The sequence below is a fragment of the Streptomyces sp. NPDC055078 genome, from assembly GCF_053607985.1.
On the sequence record NZ_JBSGUP010000092.1, the window covers coordinates 1 to 18089 of the forward strand.

14 protein-coding genes and 5 tRNA genes are annotated in these 18089 nt (G+C 69.6%); 11 read left to right on the forward strand and 8 right to left on the reverse strand.

The features are described from left to right. Positions 1–24: 24 nt before the first annotated feature. From ACWF94_RS11090 to ACWF94_RS11120, 7 genes are all read right to left on the reverse strand, one after another. A complete protein-coding gene (locus tag ACWF94_RS11090) occupies positions 25–597 on the reverse strand; it encodes a DUF742 domain-containing protein (protein ID WP_453486985.1) in 573 nt (190 codons plus the stop codon). Between the two features lie 96 nt (positions 598–693). Then, a complete protein-coding gene (locus tag ACWF94_RS11095) occupies positions 694–1107 on the reverse strand; it encodes a roadblock/LC7 domain-containing protein (protein WP_009997645.1) in 414 nt (137 codons plus the stop codon). 10 nt (positions 1108–1117) lie between these two features. Beyond that, positions 1118–4510, reverse strand: a complete 3393-nt coding sequence (locus ACWF94_RS11100) for a nitrate- and nitrite sensing domain-containing protein (protein WP_453486987.1) — start codon at positions 4508–4510, stop codon at positions 1118–1120. 363 nt (positions 4511–4873) lie between these two features. Beyond that, complete coding sequence (locus tag ACWF94_RS11105; protein ID WP_451705121.1) at positions 4874–5455, reverse strand: GTP-binding protein; 582 nt, start codon at positions 5453–5455, stop codon at positions 4874–4876. After that, positions 5436–5840 (reverse strand): DUF742 domain-containing protein, encoded by a 405-nt coding sequence (locus ACWF94_RS11110; protein WP_453486989.1) that lies wholly within the window; start codon positions 5838–5840, stop codon positions 5436–5438. The genes ACWF94_RS11105 and ACWF94_RS11110 overlap by 20 nt, the downstream gene beginning before the upstream one ends. 140 nt (positions 5841–5980) lie before the next feature. Next, the gene (locus tag ACWF94_RS11115; RefSeq protein ID WP_142214992.1) at positions 5981–6394 is read right to left on the reverse strand and encodes a roadblock/LC7 domain-containing protein; all 414 of its coding nucleotides are present in this window, start codon (positions 6392–6394) and stop codon (positions 5981–5983) included. Positions 6395–6403: 9 nt separating this feature from the next. Beyond that, positions 6404–10264 carry a sensor histidine kinase gene (locus ACWF94_RS11120; RefSeq protein ID WP_453486991.1) on the reverse strand — a complete coding sequence of 1287 codons (3861 nt, stop codon included), beginning with the start codon at positions 10262–10264 and terminating at the stop codon, positions 6404–6406. Between the two features lie 555 nt (positions 10265–10819). Here ACWF94_RS11120 and ACWF94_RS11125 point away from each other — a divergent pair. The 9 genes from ACWF94_RS11125 (at position 10820) to ACWF94_RS11165 (ending at position 14896) form a co-directional block, all read left to right on the forward strand. Then, positions 10820–11026, forward strand: a complete 207-nt coding sequence (locus ACWF94_RS11125; RefSeq protein WP_453487009.1) for a hypothetical protein — start codon at positions 10820–10822, stop codon at positions 11024–11026. A 145-nt stretch (positions 11027–11171) separates the two neighbouring features. After that, the gene (locus ACWF94_RS11130; RefSeq protein WP_453486993.1) at positions 11172–11948 is read left to right on the forward strand and encodes a fumarylacetoacetate hydrolase family protein; all 777 of its coding nucleotides are present in this window, start codon (positions 11172–11174) and stop codon (positions 11946–11948) included. Continuing rightward, positions 11941–13419: a glutamate--tRNA ligase gene (gene gltX / locus ACWF94_RS11135; protein WP_453486996.1), complete on the forward strand. Its 1479-nt coding sequence runs from the start codon at positions 11941–11943 to the stop codon at positions 13417–13419. Before ACWF94_RS11130 ends, gltX begins: the two co-directional genes overlap by 8 nt. A 147-nt stretch (positions 13420–13566) precedes the next feature. Further along, on the forward strand, positions 13567–14307 hold the full coding sequence (locus ACWF94_RS11140) for an HAD family hydrolase (RefSeq protein WP_453486999.1): 741 nt from the start codon (positions 13567–13569) through the stop codon (positions 14305–14307). 87 nt (positions 14308–14394) lie between these two features. Further along, positions 14395–14466 (forward strand) — tRNA-Gln (locus tag ACWF94_RS11145). A gap of 21 nt (positions 14467–14487) precedes the next feature. Next, positions 14488–14560 (forward strand) — tRNA-Glu (locus ACWF94_RS11150). A gap of 83 nt (positions 14561–14643) precedes the next feature. Next, a tRNA-Glu gene (locus ACWF94_RS11155) sits at positions 14644–14716 on the forward strand. Positions 14717–14729: 13 nt separating this feature from the next. Continuing rightward, positions 14730–14801: transfer RNA gene (locus ACWF94_RS11160), tRNA-Gln, on the forward strand. Between the two features lie 19 nt (positions 14802–14820). After that, positions 14821–14896: transfer RNA gene (locus ACWF94_RS11165), tRNA-Glu, on the forward strand. Between the two features lie 246 nt (positions 14897–15142). Here ACWF94_RS11165 and ndgR read toward each other — a convergent pair. Then, complete coding sequence (gene ndgR, locus ACWF94_RS11170; protein ID WP_256522827.1) at positions 15143–15859, reverse strand: IclR family transcriptional regulator NdgR; 717 nt, start codon at positions 15857–15859, stop codon at positions 15143–15145. A 144-nt stretch (positions 15860–16003) separates the two neighbouring features. Between ndgR and leuC the strand changes: the two genes are divergently transcribed. After that, on the forward strand, positions 16004–17437 hold the full coding sequence (gene leuC, locus ACWF94_RS11175; protein WP_453487002.1) for a 3-isopropylmalate dehydratase large subunit: 1434 nt from the start codon (positions 16004–16006) through the stop codon (positions 17435–17437). 6 nt (positions 17438–17443) lie between these two features. Then, positions 17444–18037: a 3-isopropylmalate dehydratase small subunit gene (leuD, locus tag ACWF94_RS11180; RefSeq protein WP_453487005.1), complete on the forward strand. Its 594-nt coding sequence runs from the start codon at positions 17444–17446 to the stop codon at positions 18035–18037. Positions 18038–18089 lie beyond the last annotated feature (52 nt).

Here is an 18089-nt window from a genome sequence, read left to right on the forward strand (position 1 = left end):
GTCGTGGAGCGGGCTGCACCGCCGCTAGAGCTTTCGAAGTCCACTGAGCACCCTTTCGAGCAGTGTCACATCTGGCTGACCGCCGGCGGCCTCGTCGCCGCCGGGCTGGTGGATGGCGACGAGGCCGGCCTCCGCCAGATCGGCGACGAGGATCCGGGCGACGCCGAGGGGAATGGAGAGAAGTGCCGAGATCTCCGCGACCGACTTGATCTCGAAACACAACCGGCAGATCCGCTGGTGCTCGGGCAACTGCCCGTGCAGCTTCATCGGATCTGCCGTGGTGCTGACCAGTGCCTCGATGGCGAGCTGGTAGCGCGGCCGGGTCCGGCCGCCGGTCATGGCGTACGGACGCACCAACGGGTTGTGCGCCGGTGGGCCCGGCGGCTCATGGGCCCGCCGGGATTGGTGATACCTGTCATAAGAGTCGTACTGCTGTTCATACGATGCGGCATAGGGCGACTGGGGCCCTGGCTGCTGGTAGGGCCGCTGAGCGCCGTGCCTGCCTGGAGTCGAAGGAAAGTCGCGGTTCTGGGCGTGGTCGTCCGGCATCCGGTGAGAACCGCCGCCATAGGGGCGTCCGCCTGGTGGTGTTGTCACGTTTCCTCCTCCGACTGTCAGTAGCCGGTTCCTGTCTCTGCGGAGCCGCGCCACCGCACCCTATGGTGCGATGGCGCGAAACGCACTGTCTGCCAGTTAGTTGAGAAGACTCCCCTGAAGTTCCGCGCGCAGATCGGGAGTCAGGACATTTCCGGCCCGGTCCACCAGCAGGGCCATCTCATACCCCACCAGGCCGATGTCGGCCTCGGGGTGCGCGAGCACGGCCAGTGAGGAGCCGTCGGAGATGGACATGATGAAGAGAAAGCCCCGTTCCATCTCCACGACGGTCTGGTTGACCGCACCGCCCTCGAAGATCCGGGAGGCGCCCGCGGTCAGCGATGTCAGACCGGAGGCGACAGCCGCCAGCTGATCGGCGCGATCGCGCGGGAACCCCTCGGACATCGCCAGCAGGAGTCCGTCGGCGGAGACCACCACCGTGTGGGACACCCCGGGGGTGTTGTCCACGAAGTTGGTGATCAACCAGTTCAGATTCTGCGCCGCCTGGCTCATCGGGCTCACACTAACGCTCCTGGTTGTAGGTACTGCCCGGGCCACCGTTTTGATCATAAGTGGCCGGTCCGTTCGTGTCCGCTCCCGCACTGCGCCCCTGCTGGACACCGCGGCGCAGGTTGCTCAGCCTGCCGCGGACGTCCTCCGGGGCGCGCGAGATCTGGGGACCCCGCTGCGGTGTCTGCTCCGCGGTGCCCTCGATGAGGTTGGCCTTGGGCACCCGCCGCGGAAGGCCGGAGGAGGTCACTCCGCCCGCCTTCGGCTCGCGGAGCTTCTCCGCCCGCTGCCAGCGTTCGTCGTTGGTCGAGCGCCAGTCCTTGGGCGATTCGGCGCGATCGTCACCGCCGTCCGCCTCGGGCTGAGCGCTCTGCGGCGCTTGTGGGGCCTGGTCCCCGGGCGGCTGCCACTGCGGCTGAGGCTGCTGCGCGGGCTGCGGCTGCTGCGGGCGACCGCGCCGTGGCAGACCGGCCTCGGTCAGCTCATGACCGCTGCTCGAAGAGGGTCCCGGACGGTCGAAGCCTACGCGCTCAGGACCGCTCGTGGGGGCGTCAGCGACAGATGGGCCGGACTCCGCTTCTGGTCGGTACTGCGGCTCGAAGGCATTCGGATAAGAGGTCTGATCGGTCCAGTCGCCCAGGTGGGGCCGGGACTCGAACGGTCCGCCGTACTGCGGATCATTGGTCTCCTGCGCCTGATAGGCCGCCTCCGCATATGACGGCTCGATATGCCCCTGGGGGGTTCCCGCCGACTCGGCGTAGCCATCGGTGGCCGGACCACCGGGGAATGCCCCCGGGGAGGGCTCCCGCGCGAAGTCCCCGCCCGGGAAGCCCTGTCCGTACTCGGCGGCGTACTCCTGCTGCGCCCGGCCCTGCTGCTCCGGCTCGGACGCGTATGCCTGCTCCGGCCCGGGGGCGTATCCCTGCTGCCGCTCCGGTACGTATCCCTGTTCCCGCTCCGGTGCGTACCCCTGCTGCCGCTCGTCCTCGGTGAGGGGGCCATCGGCCGGTCGGTCCCCCGTTTCGAGGTTCCGGGCCTGGGCCTCCAGCGCCGCCCGGCGCTCGTCGCGCTTCAGCGAGCGGTGGGAGAGCTGTGGGGTGGGTTCCACCGTCTCGTACCGGGAGTCGTCGAAGCCCAGGTCCGCCGCGGTGAGCATCGGGGCGGACGGGTAGGGCTCGCGGGACAGCTCGTACGACTCCTGCGGGGCGCTGTACTGCTGTTCGGCGCTCTCCTGCGGCTCCGGGACGATCTGCGAGACCGTGAAGTCGGTGTGGTCGGTGAGGTCGCTCCGGGGCGGCTCCCCGCCGCCGCCGTGTGTGATGGCCTCCGGCAGCATGACCAGCGAGGTGGTGCCGGCCTGCTCGCCCGAGGGGCGCAGCTGGACCCGGATGCTGTGGCGGTCGGCGAGCCGGCCGACCACGAAGAGCCCCATGCGCTGGGAGACCGCGGCGTCCACGGTCGGCGGGTTGGCCAGCTTGTGGTTGATGGCCGCGAAGTCGTCGGCGGTCAGGCCGATGCCCTTGTCATGGATCTCGATCATGACCCGGCCGTCGGGCAGCCGGGTGGCCGTGACCCGGACCTTGGTCTGCGGCGAGGAGAACGTCGTCGCGTTCTCCAGCAGTTCGGCGAGCAGATGCACCAGGTCGGTGACGGCCTCGCCGTGGATGTCCGACTCCGGGACCCCGGTCAGTTCGATGCGCTCGTACGACTCGACCTCGGACGAGGCGGCGCGCAGGACGTCCACCAGCGGTACGGGCTGGTTCAGCCGGCGGCCGGGGTCCTCGCCCGCGAGGACGAGGAGGTTCTCGCCGTTCCGGCGCATCCGGGTCGCGAGATGGTCCAGCTTGAAGAGGGAGGCGAGCTGGTCGGGGTCGGCCTCGTTGTTCTCCAGATCGCTGAGCAGGGTCAGCGTGCCCTCGATCAGCGACTGGTTGCGGCGCGAGAGATTGGTGAAGATCGCGTTGACGTTGCCCCGGAGCATGGCCTGCTCGGCCGCGAGCCGGACGGCCTCGCGGTGGACCTGGTCGAAGGCCCGGGCGACCTCGCCGATCTCGTCCCGGCTGTCGACCGGGATGGGTTCCACCCTGGTGTCGACACGGCCCGGTTCCGTACGGGAGAGCTGGTCGACCAGCATCGGCAGCCGCTGCTCGGCGACGGCGAAGGCGGCGGTGCGCAGCCGCTGCATGGAGCGGCTCATCTGGCGGGCCACGGCGCCGGCCAGGATGAACGCCGCGAGCAGCGCGACCACGGTGATCAGGCCGTTGACGATGGCGTCGCGCCGGGCGTCGGATGCGATCGAGGACGCCTCGTTCACGGCCCGGTCGACAAGCTCGCGCTCGATCTCCGAGTAGCCGTCGAACCGGCTGGTGGCGGCGGCCATCCAGGTGTCGGCGTTGATGTCGTCCTTGCGGAGTTCCGCGGGCTTGGCACCGGAGCCGATCCGCTGTGCCATCCCGCTGAAGACGGAGTTGTCCGCCTTGGGCGGGGTGAGACCGGCCTCCTGGAACTTCTTGTCGGTGGCCGCCGCCTTGTCCGCCATGACCGACTGGAGCTTGTCCGTGTCGGCCTGGTTGCCGCCGGAGACGAACTCGGCGATGGCGATCTGTTCCAGATAGTTGTACGAGTTGAAGGCCACGGTCTGTTTGGCGAAGACAGCCCGCTTCTCGCTCGGGCGCACCAGGAGGTGCGTCCCTATGGAGCGCTGGAGGGACACCGCGGCCTTGGAGAGCTGGATGGCATAGACCATGCGGCCGTAACTGGTGACGTTCCCGGTGCCGAGGCCCAGCTCATTGGAGAACTCCATGAGCGAGTGCTGGACCTTGACATAGCCCTCTTCGGTGGCCACCGGGTCCAGGCTGGTGGTGTACGCGGCGAGGCGCAGCTTCTTGAGTCCGGGCTCCTCCTCGCGGAAGAGGCGCAGCCGCCGCTCCAGGCCCTGACCGGGCGGCAGGTCCCGGACGGCCTGGTCGAACCCCTTCTTCGCCGCGTCGGTGGCGGCGTACGCCTTCTTCACGTCCGAGGCGGCACGGGCCTCGGGGGTGGTGGCGTTGAGCAGGGGTTCGGCGGTGAGGTCGCGCTCATTGAGCAGCGCCTGGCCGTACTCGGCCGCGGCGCGCACGATCCGGGCCGTCTTCTCGGCGTCCTGGGCCTCGCTCCAGGTGTCGATGGACCCCTTGACCTGGAAACCGCCCATGACCAGGCCGACGATCACGGGGATGAGGAGTATCGCGTTCAGCCGGGTCGTCACGCGCCAGTTGCGCGGGGACAGCCGGCTGCCTCCGCCGCGGTCGCCTGCTGGTGGGGGCGGTGGCCCCGGCTCCGGCGCAGGCGACACCGCCGCGCGCGGCGGCGGGGTGAAGTTGCCCCGTGCCTGCTGTTCCGCGGAGCTCGTCATGCTTCGCCTCACTCGACCAACAACCTCTCGGCGTCGGCACCTGTGCTGTGCCGTGATTCGTTCAGAGCCGTACTACTCAAGAGTTCGTTGAATTTCAGCATGCGGGGTGGGCCCGTTCCAAACAGTTGGAATCAGCCATTCCGCGTGGTGAGGGTCGCAGATAAAACGGGCATAAAGAGCGAGCCCCTTCAAAAGGCGAGCGAAAGATGAGCACAGTGGCACGAGTCGTACGCATCGGGTGTCCGGACGGCTTCAATTCTCTGTCGAAACGTTATGAACACTGGGGCGGACCGTGTCAAAGGACACAGTCCGCCCATATGTAACTACGACAACTGCCGTATGTCGATGTCTACTTGAGTCGGCTACCTGAGCCGTCTACTTGAGTCGTGCCATGAGGGCGTGTTCGACGAGGGTGATGAGGGCGCTTTTGGCGTCGGCGCGGTGGCGGGCGTCGGTGGTGATGATGGGGGTGTCGGGGCCGATCTGGAGGGCTTCGCGGACTTCTTCGGGGTTGTAGGGCTGGTGTCCGTCGAAGCCGTTGAGGGCGATGACGAAGGGGAGTCCGCTGTTTTCGAAGTAGTCGACGGCGGGGAAGCAGTCGGCGAGGCGTCGGGTGTCGACGAGGACGACGGCGCCGATGGCGCCGCGTACGAGGTCGTCCCACATGAACCAGAAGCGGTCCTGTCCTGGGGTGCCGAACAGGTAGAGGATGAGGTCCTGGTCGAGGGTGATGCGGCCGAAGTCCATGGCGACCGTGGTGGTGGTCTTGTCCCCGGTGTGGGTGAGGTCGTCGATGCCCGCTGACGCGGATGTCATCACGGCCTCGGTACGCAGCGGGTTGATCTCCGAGACAGCGCCGACGAACGTGGTCTTGCCCACGCCGAACCCGCCCGCCACCACGATCTTCGCGCTGGTGGTCGAGCGGGCCGCACCGCCGCTAGAGCTTTCGAAGTCCACTGAGCACCCTTTCGAGCAGTGTCACATCCGGCGCTCCGCTGGCGTCTCCGTTGCCCGGCTGGTGGATCGCCACCATGCCCGCCTCGGCCAGGTCGGCCACCAGGATGCGGGCCACCCCCAGTGGCATGGACAGCAGGGCCGACACCTCGGCCACCGACTTGACCTCGCGGCACAGATGGCAGATCCGCTGGTGTTCGGGGAGCAGCCCGGCGAGGAGCGCCGGATCGGCGGTCGTACTGACCAGCGCCTCTATCGCGAGCTGGTAGCGCGGCCGGGTCCGTCCACCTGTCATGGCGTACGGACGCACCAGCGGCTGGTCGCCCTCGAAACCGTAGGCATCGGCGTGGGCGCCGTACGGATCGTGAGAGGGAGTTGGCGGGGTCATGAGTCCTCCGGGCGGGACAGCAAGTGGTCGGCGTGCCGTCTGAGCGGGCCGGTGGGGGGCCGGTTACGCGACCTGACCTGACGGTGACGGCGCGATGGCGCGCTATCTGAGATAAACGGCGGGGGGCAAGGGCAAAGGAATCAATGCAAGAGACTTCCCTGGAGTTCGGCGCGGAGATCCGGGGTGAGAACGCTGCCGGCGCGATCGACCAGCAGGGCCATCTCATAGCCGACGAGGCCGATGTCGCACTCGGGATGTGCGAGTACGGCCAGCGACGAACCGTCGGATACGGACATCAGGAAGAGGAAGCCGCGTTCCATCTCCACTACGGTCTGGCTGACCGGACCGCCCTCGAAGATCCGGGAGGCCCCCGCTGTCAGCGATGTCAGACCGGACGCCACCGCGGCCAGCTGATCGGCTCGATCGCGTGGGAATCCTTCGGACATGGCCAGCAGGAGTCCGTCGGCGGAGACCACCACCGTGTGGGACACCCCTGGGGTGTTGTCCACGAAGTTGGTGATCAACCAGTTCAGATTCTGCGCCGCCTGGCTCATCGGGCTCAACTATCGCTCCTGCGGGTAAGAGGGGCCGAGGTCGAAGCTGCCGGTCGTCGAGCTGTTCTGCTGACGGCCCTGCTGGATACCCCGGCGAAGGTTGGTCAGCCGTCCGCGCACGTCATCAGGCGCTCGCGAAACCTGCGGACCACTCTGAGTGCTCTGCTCCTGCGCCGTGCCCGCGACCAGATTGGCCCGCGGAACCCGGCGTGGGAGACCTGAGGTGGTGACCCCGCCCGCAGCGGGTTTGCGGACCCGCTCGGCCTGGCGTACCAGCTCGTCATTGGGGGAGGTGCGCCAGCCGTTGCCGTTGGTGCCCGGCCGGCCCTGGGGAGCCGAGGGCGAACGCTGCGGCATCGGCGGGTGCGGGCGCTCATCGGGCTGCCGTGACGCGTCGGGTGACGGCGTCCGCGCGGCATCCCGCTCGTCCGGCCCGCCCGAGGCGCCCCTGCCCTGGGTGTGGAACCAGTCCGTCTCCAGCGTGTCGTACAGCGGGGTACGGCCGTCGCCCGGGCCGGCCGCGGGCGGCAGTGCCTCGGGCTGCGGCTGCGGCGGCAGGGCGGGGGGTCGCTGCGCGTGGTCCGCGCCGCTCGCGCCCTCCGTGGTGGCGCGGCCGTCGTAGCCACGCGGCGCGGGGGCCTGACCCGGGGGCGGCGGCTGCGGCGCCCCGAGGTCGGACCGGGGGAACTGGCCGGTCGAGGCCGGGTCCTGGTGCTGCGGGGGCGCGGCGTCGGGCCGGGGGAACTGGCCCGTGGCTGCCGGGTCCTGGCTCCTGGGCGCCCCGAGGTCGGGCCGGGGGAACTGACCGGTCGACGCCGGGTCCTGCGAGCCGTTGCGCGGCTGGGCGAACTGCCCCGGCTGCTGCGGGGGCGGCGGCGAGGCCGGAGCGGGCGGGCCGAAGACATCCGGGCGGACGAACTGCCCACTGGGAACACCGGCACCGGCACCGGCACCGCGCTGCGGCGGACCCCCGTACCCCTCGGCGCGGGCGGCGCCGAAGTCGGGCATCGGGAACTCGTCCATCACACCGCGCTGCTGCGGCGGCGGTCCGCTGAAGTCCGGGCGGGCGAACTCCGCCGTCGCACCCGGTCCGCGCGAGGTGTCGCCGTCCTCGTGGCCGCGCGGCGCGTCGGCCGGACGCGGCGGGCGGGCGGGCGGCTTGTCCGTGCCCCAGCTGGTGGTTCCCGGACGCTGCGGGGCGCCACCGGGCAGCTCGGCACGCGGCCCGGCCGCGCCGGGCGGAGGGAGCTGCTTGCCGCTGTCGGAGCGGGGTTCGCGCGGGGGTGCGGCGGGCCGGCCGCCGCGACCGCTCGCGGCGCCGAAGGCACCGGCGAGACCGCCCTGCCTGGCCTGCGTCCGGCCCTTGCCCTGGCCGGGGCCCTGGTCAGCGCCCTGCTTCTGTCCCTGGCCGCCGTCGCGGCTCGGGAGTGCGGCACGCTGTGCCGCGCCCGCTCCCGCGCCGACCGGACCGCGCGGAGGCGAGCCGACGGGACCCCCCGGGCCGCCGGAACCAGGGCCGCGTGAGCCGGAACCGGAACCGCCTGAGCCGGGACCGCCCGAGCCGGGGCCGGCCAGACCGGGACGGCTTCCGCTGTCGCCGCCACCGAGGGGCGTGCCTCCCGGGCGGCCGGAGACGGCCCCGGCGCCGGACGGCGGGGGAACCGAGCCCTGGGCGCCCGTACCGTTCGCCGGCGGAATCCGCTTGCCGCCGTGGGCGACATCGACGGGCAGCATGACCAGCGCGGTCGTACCACCGGAGTCGGAGGGCCGCAGCTGGATCCGGATGCCGTGCCGCAGGGACAGCCGGCCGACCACGAACAGACCCATCCGGCGGGAGACCGAGACATCCACGGTCGGCGGCGACGCCAGCCGCTCGTTGATCGCGGCGAGGTCCTCGGGGGAGAGGCCGATACCGGTGTCGTGGATCTCGACCAGCACCCGCCCGTCGGGCAGGGCATGACCGGTGACCCGGACCTTGGTCTGCGGGGACGAGAACGACGTCGCGTTCTCCAGCAGCTCGGCCAGCAGGTGCACCAGGTCGTTGACGACCCGCCCTGCGACCTCCGTCACCGGGACGGCGGCCAGCTCGATGCGCTCGTACTGCTCCACCTCGGACGCGGCGGCCCGCAGGACGTCGACCAGCGGGACCGGACGCGTCCAGCGGCGGCCCGGCTCCTCGCCCGCGAGGACGAGGAGGTTCTCGCCGTTCCGGCGCATACGGGTCGCGAGGTGGTCCAGCTTGAAGAGGGAGGACAGCTGGTCCGGGTCGGCCTCGCGGGACTCCAGTTCGGAGATGAGCGAGAGCTGACGCTGGATGAGACCCTGCGAACGCCGCGACAGGTTGGTGAACATCGCGTTGACGTTGCCCCGCAGCAGCGCCTGCTCGGCGGCGAGGCGGACCGCCTCGCGGTGCACGTCGTCGAAGGCCGCGGCCACCTTGCCGATCTCGTCCCGGGAGTGCACACCGACGGACTCGACGGAGGTGTCGACATCCTGCGGATCCGACTCGGAGAGCTGCTTGACCAGCTCGGGCAGCCGGTCCTGGGCGACCTTGGTGGCGGTGTCCTGGAGCCGGCGCAGCGAACGGATCATGGAGCGGGCCACGATGAAGGCGCCGACGAGCGAGACACCGAGGACGACGAGGATCAGCGCGCCGTTGATGATCGCGTCGCGCTGCGACTCCTCGCGCAGCTCACGCGCCTTGGCCTCCATCTCGCCGAGCAGCGTGGACTCGATGGTCTCCATCGTCTCTATCCGGACGCCGTAGTCGTCCGTCCAGTCCAGATGGGACCGCTTCTCCAGGCCGGCCAGGCCGGTCTCGGTGCTGAAGGCGCGCTTGGCGTACGCCTCGGACTGGCCGATGAGCGGGTTGCCGTTCTCCAGCGGGTCGGTCAGCGCCTTGGCGTCGCCGCCCGAGGACCTGTAGACCGACTCGAAGCTGTTGAGTTCGTCCTCGCCGTTCTCCAGGGCGGCCAGACCGTACTGACGGTCGTTCTCGCTGAGGTCCTTGCCCTTGGAGCCGGCTCCGCCGGGCAGCGCCGCCGCGAGGATCGCGCGCTGCATGGAGGCGTACTCCTTGGCCGACGAGAAGGCCGCCAGCGCACGCGTCCGCTTGATCATGTCCGGGTTGCTGGTGGCCTGCGCCATGTCCTCCGACAGGCTCAGCAGCGCCTCGATCAGCCGGTGGTACTTCTCGACCGTCAGCGCCGACGGGAGGTCATCCCGGTAGGCGTCCTGCCGGATGCTGCCCAGCGCGTTGACCTCGGTCGCGATCTGGTTCGCGTTCTCCCGGATGCTTTCGATGGCGTCGTTGTCGTCCGTGTTGGGGATCTCACGCGTGGCCTCCAGGAACGACTTCTTCGCCCGGTCGGTCGCGTCGCGCGGGCCGGTGACCTTGAAGTCGGTCCTGCTGCTGTTGTTGGCGATCGGACCCGCGGTGAGGTCGCGCTCTTCCTGGAGCGCGACCGCGAGCTTGGTCGCCTCCTGCGTCAGATCGGTGAGCAGCTGCATATGTTCCAGCTGCTGCATCCGTTCCAGGGACTCATTGATCCGCAGCCCGCCCAGCGTGGTCGCCGCGACGACCGGCAGGGTCAGCAGGGAGACGAGCCGGGTGCTGATGCGCCAGTTGCGAAGAGCGATCCGCGACCCGGTGTTGGTGGGGCTCTTCGCCTTAGGCCGGGGCCTGGCCGGGGCCTTGGGCCCGTCGCCGCCAGGGGGTGCCGCACCGGGACGCGCGGCATGGTCACCGCTGTCGCCGGGTCCTGTCCGACCCTGGCTCTGGGTGTGCTGGGGCGAGGAACCATGGTCGGTCCCGCCGCGCGGCTCCTGTTCCGCCGCAGCGCTGCCATCCCTCTTGAAACGTCCCTGCACTAGCGTCGCAACCTCTGGACCAGGCGCCCCTCCGTCGGAACGGCGGGACGGTGTCGGTGTCGGTGAGGCGCCGGGCGCCCCTGTCGGTGGTCGTGTGTGACCGGCGCTACTCCCCCTTTCCCACCGCAGTACGGCGCTGCGTTGCGCCCCTGCGCGCCAGTCTGAAACCGCGGCGGTGCGTGGAATTCCAGCACAGTGCAGGATCTCCAACAAGAGCCGCGTACCGTGCTGTGACCTGCGTGACGGGGCGTGAGCGCCGAGTCACGAGGAGTGGAAAGAGTTCAGGGGTAAAGCGGACATTTACCTATGGCTCGCAGGGGGGCACGGGGTGCCATCGCCGTCATGATCGAGAGCGGAATGGTGGCTTCAGCCGTCAATGTCCGATTCCCCGAAGATGATCACTGATCCGAAATGACCGAATTATCCGTCAACTCGTGATGAAACTCACACCTCGTACCTGCCTTTTCGTGGCCCTTCCCCGGGAATCGGATGTTTAGCCTGACGCTTTACATCAACAGCCTGCTGTACAGCGAGCAAGGGTCAGTGAGTAAAACGATGAACACGACGAAGAGGGTGCAGACGGTGAAGACTGCGAAGCTCGGGTTGTTCCGCAACATAGCGAACCCCCGGCGCACCACCCTCGCGCACCTCGCGGACGCCGACCAGCTCCAGACCCCCGAGCAGCCGGAGCACTCGCTGGATCTTCCCACCCAGACGGCCAACCCCCGTCGTACCGTCCTGGTGGACGCCCCCGCATCCTAGGGTCTGTCTGACGGATCCCGCTGGGGACTCCCGCTGGGCACTCCCGCTGGGCACGGGGACGCGCGAGGCGGGTGGCCCCGGCCGCGTTAGCCTGGAGCGTCAGACTCCAGCAGCGTCAGCAGTAGTAGAGGGGCACCCGCATCCCGTGCGCATCGCCAGGTTCTCCATCGACGGCAATGTCGCCTTCGGCGCGGTCGAGGGCGACACCCCCGAGGGGCTCGTCCTCGACATCATCAAGGGCGTCCCGTTCGCGGATTTCGCACTCTCCGGCACCAAGGTCCCGCTGAGCAAGGTCCGGCTGCTGCCGCCCGTGCTCCCGAGCAAGGTCGTCGCGTTCGGCCGCAACTACGCGGAGCACGCCGCCGAGCTGGGCCATGAGGTCCCCGACGAGCCCTTCGCCTTCCTCAAGCCGTCCACCTCGGTGATCGGCTCCGGCGACGCCATCGCCTATCCGTCCTTCTCGCAGGAACTGCACCACGAGGCGGAACTCGCCGTGGTCATCGGCCGGATGTGCCGCGAGGTCCCGCGCGAGCGGGTCAAGGACGTCATCCTCGGCTACACCTGCGCCAACGACGTCACCGCCCGCGATGTGCAGCGGCGCGAGAAGCAGTGGGCCCGGGCCAAGGGCTTCGACACCGCCTGCCCGCTCGGCCCCTGGGTGGAGACGGATCTCGACCCGGCCGACCTCGCCATCCAGTGCACCGTCAACGGCGAACAGCGCCAGCTCGGCCGTACGAGCCAGATGATCCACTCCATCGAGGAGCTGATCGTCAATATCTCCGAGGCCATGACCCTCCTCCCGGGCGATGTGATCCTCACCGGCACCCCGGCCGGAGTCGGCCCCCTCAACGTCGGCGACGAGGTCGCCGTCACCGTCCAAGGCATCGGCACTCTCACCAACAAGGTGATCAAGCGTGGCTAACGCGAACGTCCGCGTCCGTTTCTGTCCCTCGCCGACCGGAAACCCCCATGTGGGCCTGGTCCGCACCGCCCTGTTCAACTGGGCCTTCGCCCGGCACAACGGCGGCACCCTGGTCCTGCGTATCGAGGACACCGACGCGGCCCGTGACTCCGAGGAGTCCTACGAGCAGCTGCTCGACTCGCTGCGCTGGCTCGGCCTGGACTGGGACGAGGGCCCTGAGGTGGGAGGCCCCCACGCGCCGTACCGCCAGTCGCAGCGGATGGACATCTACCGGGACATCGCCCAGCGGCTGCTGGACGGCGGCCACGCGTACCACTGCTACTGCTCGCCCGAGGAGCTGGACGCCCGCCGCGAGGCCGCGCGCGCCGCCGGCCGCCCCTCCGGGTACGACGGTCACTGCCGCGATCTCACCCCTGAGCAGATCGCCGCCTACCAGGCCGAGGGCCGCCCGGCGATCGTCCGCTTCCGGATGCCCGACGAGCCGATCGTCTTCACCGACCTGGTGCGCGGCGAGCTGACCTTCACCCCGGACAACGTGCCGGACTACGGCATCGTCCGCGCCAGTGGCGCCCCGCTCTACACCCTGGTCAACCCGGTCGACGACGCGCTGATGGAGATCACCCACGTCCTGCGCGGCGAGGACCTGCTCTCCTCCACCCCGCGCCAGATCGCGCTGTACAAGGCGCTGATCGACCTGGGCGTCGCCAAGGAGATCCCCGCGTTCGGCCACCTCCCGTACGTCATGGGCGAGGGCAACAAGAAGCTCTCCAAGCGCGACCCGCAGGCGTCCCTGAACCTCTACCGGGAGCGCGGCTTCCTGCCCGAGGGGCTGCTCAACTACCTCTCCCTCCTCGGCTGGTCGTTCTCCGCCGACGAGGACGTCTTCTCGGTCGCCCAGCTCATCGAGAAGTTCGACATCGCGGACGTCAACGCCAACCCGGCGCGCTTCGACCTCAAGAAGGCCGAGGCGATCAACGCGGACCACATCCGCCGGCTGGATGTGAAGAGCTTCACCGAGGCGTGCGGACCGTGGCTGCGGGCCCCGTACGCGAACTGGGCGCCCGAGGCGTTCGACCAGACCGCCTGGGAGGCGATCGCGCCGTACGCGCAGACCCGCCTGACCGTGCTGTCCGACATCACCGCCAATGTCGACTTCCTCTTCCTGGCGGCGCCGGTCGAGGACGAGGCGTCCTGGTCGAAGGCGATGAAGGACGGGTCGGACGCGCTGCTGGCCACGGCCCGCGAGAAGCTGGCGGGCGCCGACTGGTCGAGCCCGGAGTCGCTCAAGGCGGCGGTCCTCGCGGCCGGCGAGGCCCACGGACTCAAGCTCGGCAAGGCCCAGGCCCCGGTCCGGGTCGCGGTCACCGGCCGCACGGTGGGTCTGCCGCTCTTCGAGTCCCTGGAGATCCTGGGCGAGGAGAAGACGCTCGCCCGCATCGACGCGGCCCTGGCGAGGCTGACCCGGGGGTAGCCTCCGGAACCCGGCAAGGGCCCGGCGTCCCCGGTACGGTCGGTCCATGCCGATCCGCGCGGTCCTCTGGGACGTAGACACTGCGTTTGTCGGGGGGTAACCCCCGAACCCCCAGCAAAGGGACACACCCCCGGGTACCGTCGGTCCATGCCGATCCGCGCGGTCCTCTGGGACGTAGACGACACGATTTTCGACTATTACGGCGCCGACCGTGCCGGGATACTCCACCATCTCAGGGCCGAGGGCCTGGCCGACGGGAACACCTCCGCCGACCAGGCCCTCAGTCGTTGGAAGGAGGTCACAGCCGTGCACTGGGCCCGGTTCTCGGCGGGGGAGACCGACTGGGAAGGGCAGCGGCGGGACCGGGTGCGGATGTTCACCGGGGACGAGCTGGGCGACGAGGAGGCCGATGCGTGGTTCGACCGCTATATCGTCCACTTCGAGGCCGCGTGGGCCCTCTACCCGGACACCGTGCCCGTGCTGGACGCGCTGGCGGGGGAGTACCGCCATGGAATCCTGTCCAACTCCTCGCTCCAGGTCCAGGAGCACAAGCTGCGGGTGCTGGGGGTGCGCGACCGGTTCGAAACCGTCGTCTGCGCGGCCGACCTGGGGGTCGCCAAGCCCGCGGCCGAGGCGTTCCACACCGCGTGCGAGGCCATGGGGCTGCCGCCCGAGGAGGTGGTGTACGTGGGTGACGAGCCTGACATCGACGCGCGCGGGGCCGCCGAGGCGGGGCTCACCGGCGTCTGGCTCGACCGGGCCGGCACCGGGGGCCGTCCGGAGCTGATCCGGATCACCGCTCTCGACCAGCTTCCCGGGCTGTTGCGGGGCGAGACCCGTCAGTTGCCGGGCGATACCCGTTTTGGAGCGCCGTCCACCTTCGGGTAATGTTCTTCCTGCGCAGCCCGCGAAGGCCCAAGAGTCCGGCCGGGGAGCGCAAGCCAAGCAGACCCCCTGACGGGGGTCGAGTTTTGGTGGCCTATGGTGTAATTGGCAGCACGACTGATTCTGGTTCAGTTAGTCTAGGTTCGAGTCCTGGTAGGCCAGCTCGCAGAGCTCATCTGCATCGCCCCCGTTGTGTAGCGGCCTAGCACGCTGCCCTCTCAAGGCAGTAGCGCCGGTTCGAATCCGGTCGGGGGTACAGATCCATCCTGCTGGTCACCTGGGTCGCACCCGTTGATCAAGCAGTGACATCACCCGGCTCCGCCGGGTGGGATCGCTAGGGCCCCCGTTGTGTAGCGGCCTAGCACGCCGCCCTCTCAAGGCGGTAGCGCCGGTTCGAATCCGGTCGGGGGTACTGGTCTATACCATGGGCTATGGTGTAATTGGCAGCACGAGTGATTCTGGTTCATTTAGTCTAGGTTCGAGTCCTGGTAGCCCAGCGGGTCATTCGTCGATCTCGCCCCCGTTGTGTAGCGGCCTAGCACGCTGCCCTCTCAAGGCAGTAGCGCCGGTTCGAATCCGGTCGGGGGTACCAGCAGAAAGAAGCCCTTCGCAGCGATGCGGAGGGCTCAGTCATGTGCCGTTGCCGTGGCCGGTGGGTGCGGAACTCTCCGTACCGCCGACTCCCCGTACGCTGACTCCCCGTACCGCCGCCGGTTCGCCGAGCGTGCGGACGCTCAACCGGGATATGCGATACGGGAGTTCTGCCCCGGGATGCGGGAGTCCCCCGGATACGGGAGTGCCCCCGGGCTTACGGGAGCGCCCCGCGCGCCGCCGGGTGTCAGCCGCTGCGGCGCAGGGCCTCGCTCAGCCGGGCGGCGGAGTCGATCACCGCCTGGGCGTGCATCCGGCCCGGGTGGCGGGTCAGGCGCTCGATCGGCCCCGAGACGGAAACGGCGGCCACCACGCGGTTCGACGGGCCGCGTACCGGCGCGGAGACCGAGGCCACGCCCGGCTCGCGCTCGCCGATCGACTGCGCCCAGCCCCTGCGCCGTACGCCCGAGAGCGCCGTCGCCGTGAAGCGCGCGCCCTGAAGGCCGCGGTGCAGGCGCTCCGGCTCCTCCCAGGCCATCAGGATCTGGGCCGAGGAGCCGGCCTTCATCGTCAGCGTGGAGCCCACCGGCACGGTGTCCCGCAGTCCGGACAGCCGCTCCGCCGCCGCCACACAGATACGCATGTCTCCCTGGCGGCGGTAGAGCTGCGCGCTCTCGCCGGTCACATCGCGCAGATGCGTGAGCACCGGGCCTGCCGTGGCCAGCAGCCGGTCCTCGCCCGCCGCGGCGGCCAGCTCCGCCAGCCTGGGACCCAGGATGAAACGGCCCTGCATGTCCCTCGCCACCATGCGGTGGTGTTCGAGGGCCACCGCGAGCCGGTGGGCCGTGGGCCGCGCGAGCCCGGTCGCCGCGACCAGCCCGGCGAGGGTGGCCGGACCGGACTCCAGTGCGCTCAGAACCAGAGCCGCCTTGTCGAGAACGCCGACGCCGCTAGAGTTGTCCATGAAACGATACTCGCGTCTCACACTGTGAAACGCAAGTTCAAATTTTCCGGGAACCCGCCAGGCTGTAGAGGCGGCCCGCGCACCACCGGTCCGCAATCAAGATCTCTAGGAGTGCCGGCACCGCCGCCGGCCGGAGGGAAAGCGATGGGTAGGACACTCGCGGAGAAGGTCTGGGACGACCATGTCGTCCGGCGCGCCGATGGTGAGCCCGACCTGCTCTACATCGATCTGCACCTGCTGCACGAGGTGACCAGTCCCCAGGCTTTCGACGGGCTGCGCCTGGGCGGTCGCCAGGTGCGCCGGCTCGACCTCACCATCGCCACCGAGGACCACAACACCCCGACCCTCGACATCGACAAGCCCATCGCCGACCCGGTCTCCCGCGTCCAGTTGGAGACCCTGCGCAAGAACTGCGCGGAGTTCGGCGTACGGCTGCACCCGCTCGGCGATGTCGAGCAGGGCGTCGTCCATGTCGTCGGGCCGCAGCTCGGGCTGACCCAGCCCGGGACCACCGTGGTCTGCGGCGACTCGCACACCTCCACGCACGGCGCGTTCGGCGCGCTGGCCTTCGGCATCGGCACCTCCCAGGTCGAGCACGTCCTCGCCACCCAGACGCTGCCGCTGGCCCGCCCCAAGACCATGGCGATCACCGTCGAGGGCGAGCTGCCCCACGATGTGACCGCCAAGGACCTCATCCTGGCGATCATCGCCAGGATCGGCACCGGCGGCGGCCAGGGCTACATCCTGGAATACCGCGGCTCGGCCATCGAGAAACTCTCGATGGAGGCCCGGATGACCATCTGCAACATGTCGATCGAGGCGGGCGCCCGCGCGGGCATGATCGCCCCCGACCGGACCACCTTCGAGTATCTGCGCGGCCGTGACCACGCTCCCGAGGGCGCGGACTGGGACGCGGCGGTCGCGTACTGGGAGACCCTGAGGACCGACGACGACGCCGTCTTCGACGCCGAGGTGTTCATCGACGCCGGGGAGCTGGCGCCGTTCGTCACCTGGGGCACCAACCCCGGCCAGGGTGCGCCCCTGTCCACCTCGGTCCCCGACCCGGCTTCGTACGAGGACGCTTCGGAGCGGCTCGCCGCCGAAAAGGCCCTGGAGTACATGGGGTTGACCGCGGGCCAGCCGCTGCGGGACATCAGGGTCGACACCGTCTTCGTAGGTTCGTGCACCAACGGACGTATCGAGGACCTGCGCTCCGCCGCCGCGATCCTGGACGGCCGCAAAGTCGCCGACGGCGTACGGATGCTGGTGGTCCCCGGGTCCGTCCGGGTCGCGCTCCAGGCCGTTCAGGAGGGTCTGGACAAGGTCTTCACCGCCTCGGGCGCAGAATGGCGACACGCGGGCTGTTCGATGTGTCTGGGGATGAACCCCGACCAACTGGCTCCCGGCGAGCGCTCCGCGTCCACCTCCAACCGTAACTTCGAGGGCAGGCAGGGCAAGGGCGGGCGGACCCATCTGGTATCGCCCCAGGTCGCCGCGGCCACCGCGGTACTGGGCCATCTGGCCTCCCCGGCCGATCTGTCCGAATCCGAAGCAGCAGCCGCACCCGCGGGAGTCTGAGGAACCATGGAAGCTTTCATCGCACACACCGGGCGGGCCGTACCGCTGCGCCGCAGCAATGTCGACACCGACCAGATCATCCCGGCCCACTGGCTGAAGAAGGTCACCCGCGACGGCTTCGAGGACGGCCTCTTCGAGGCGTGGCGCAGGGACGAGACCTTTGTGCTCAACCTGCCCGAGCGCCAGGGGGCCAGCGTGCTCGTGGCGGGTCCCGACTTCGGTACGGGCTCCTCGCGTGAGCACGCCGTCTGGGCACTGCAGAACTTCGGCTTCAAGACCGTCATCTCGTCCCGGTTCGCCGATATCTTCCGGGGCAACTCGCTCAAGAACGGTCTGCTGACCGTCGTTCTGCCCCAGGAGACCGTCGACCGGCTCTGGGCGCTGACCGAGGCCGACCCCACCGTCGAGATCACCGTCGACCTGGAGTCCCGCCAGGTCCGCGCGGCGGGTGTCACCGCCGATTTCGAGCTGGACGAGAACGCCCGCTGGCGGCTGCTGAACGGGCTCGACGACATCGGTCTCACCCTCCAGAACGAAGGCGACATCGCCGCTTATGAAGCCTCCCGGCCGACTTTCAAACCGCGCACTCTGACGGTTTGATCAGGTCTGATCAGCGCTTTTCCCCTACTGCGCCCCCCACCGCCCGGTGGGG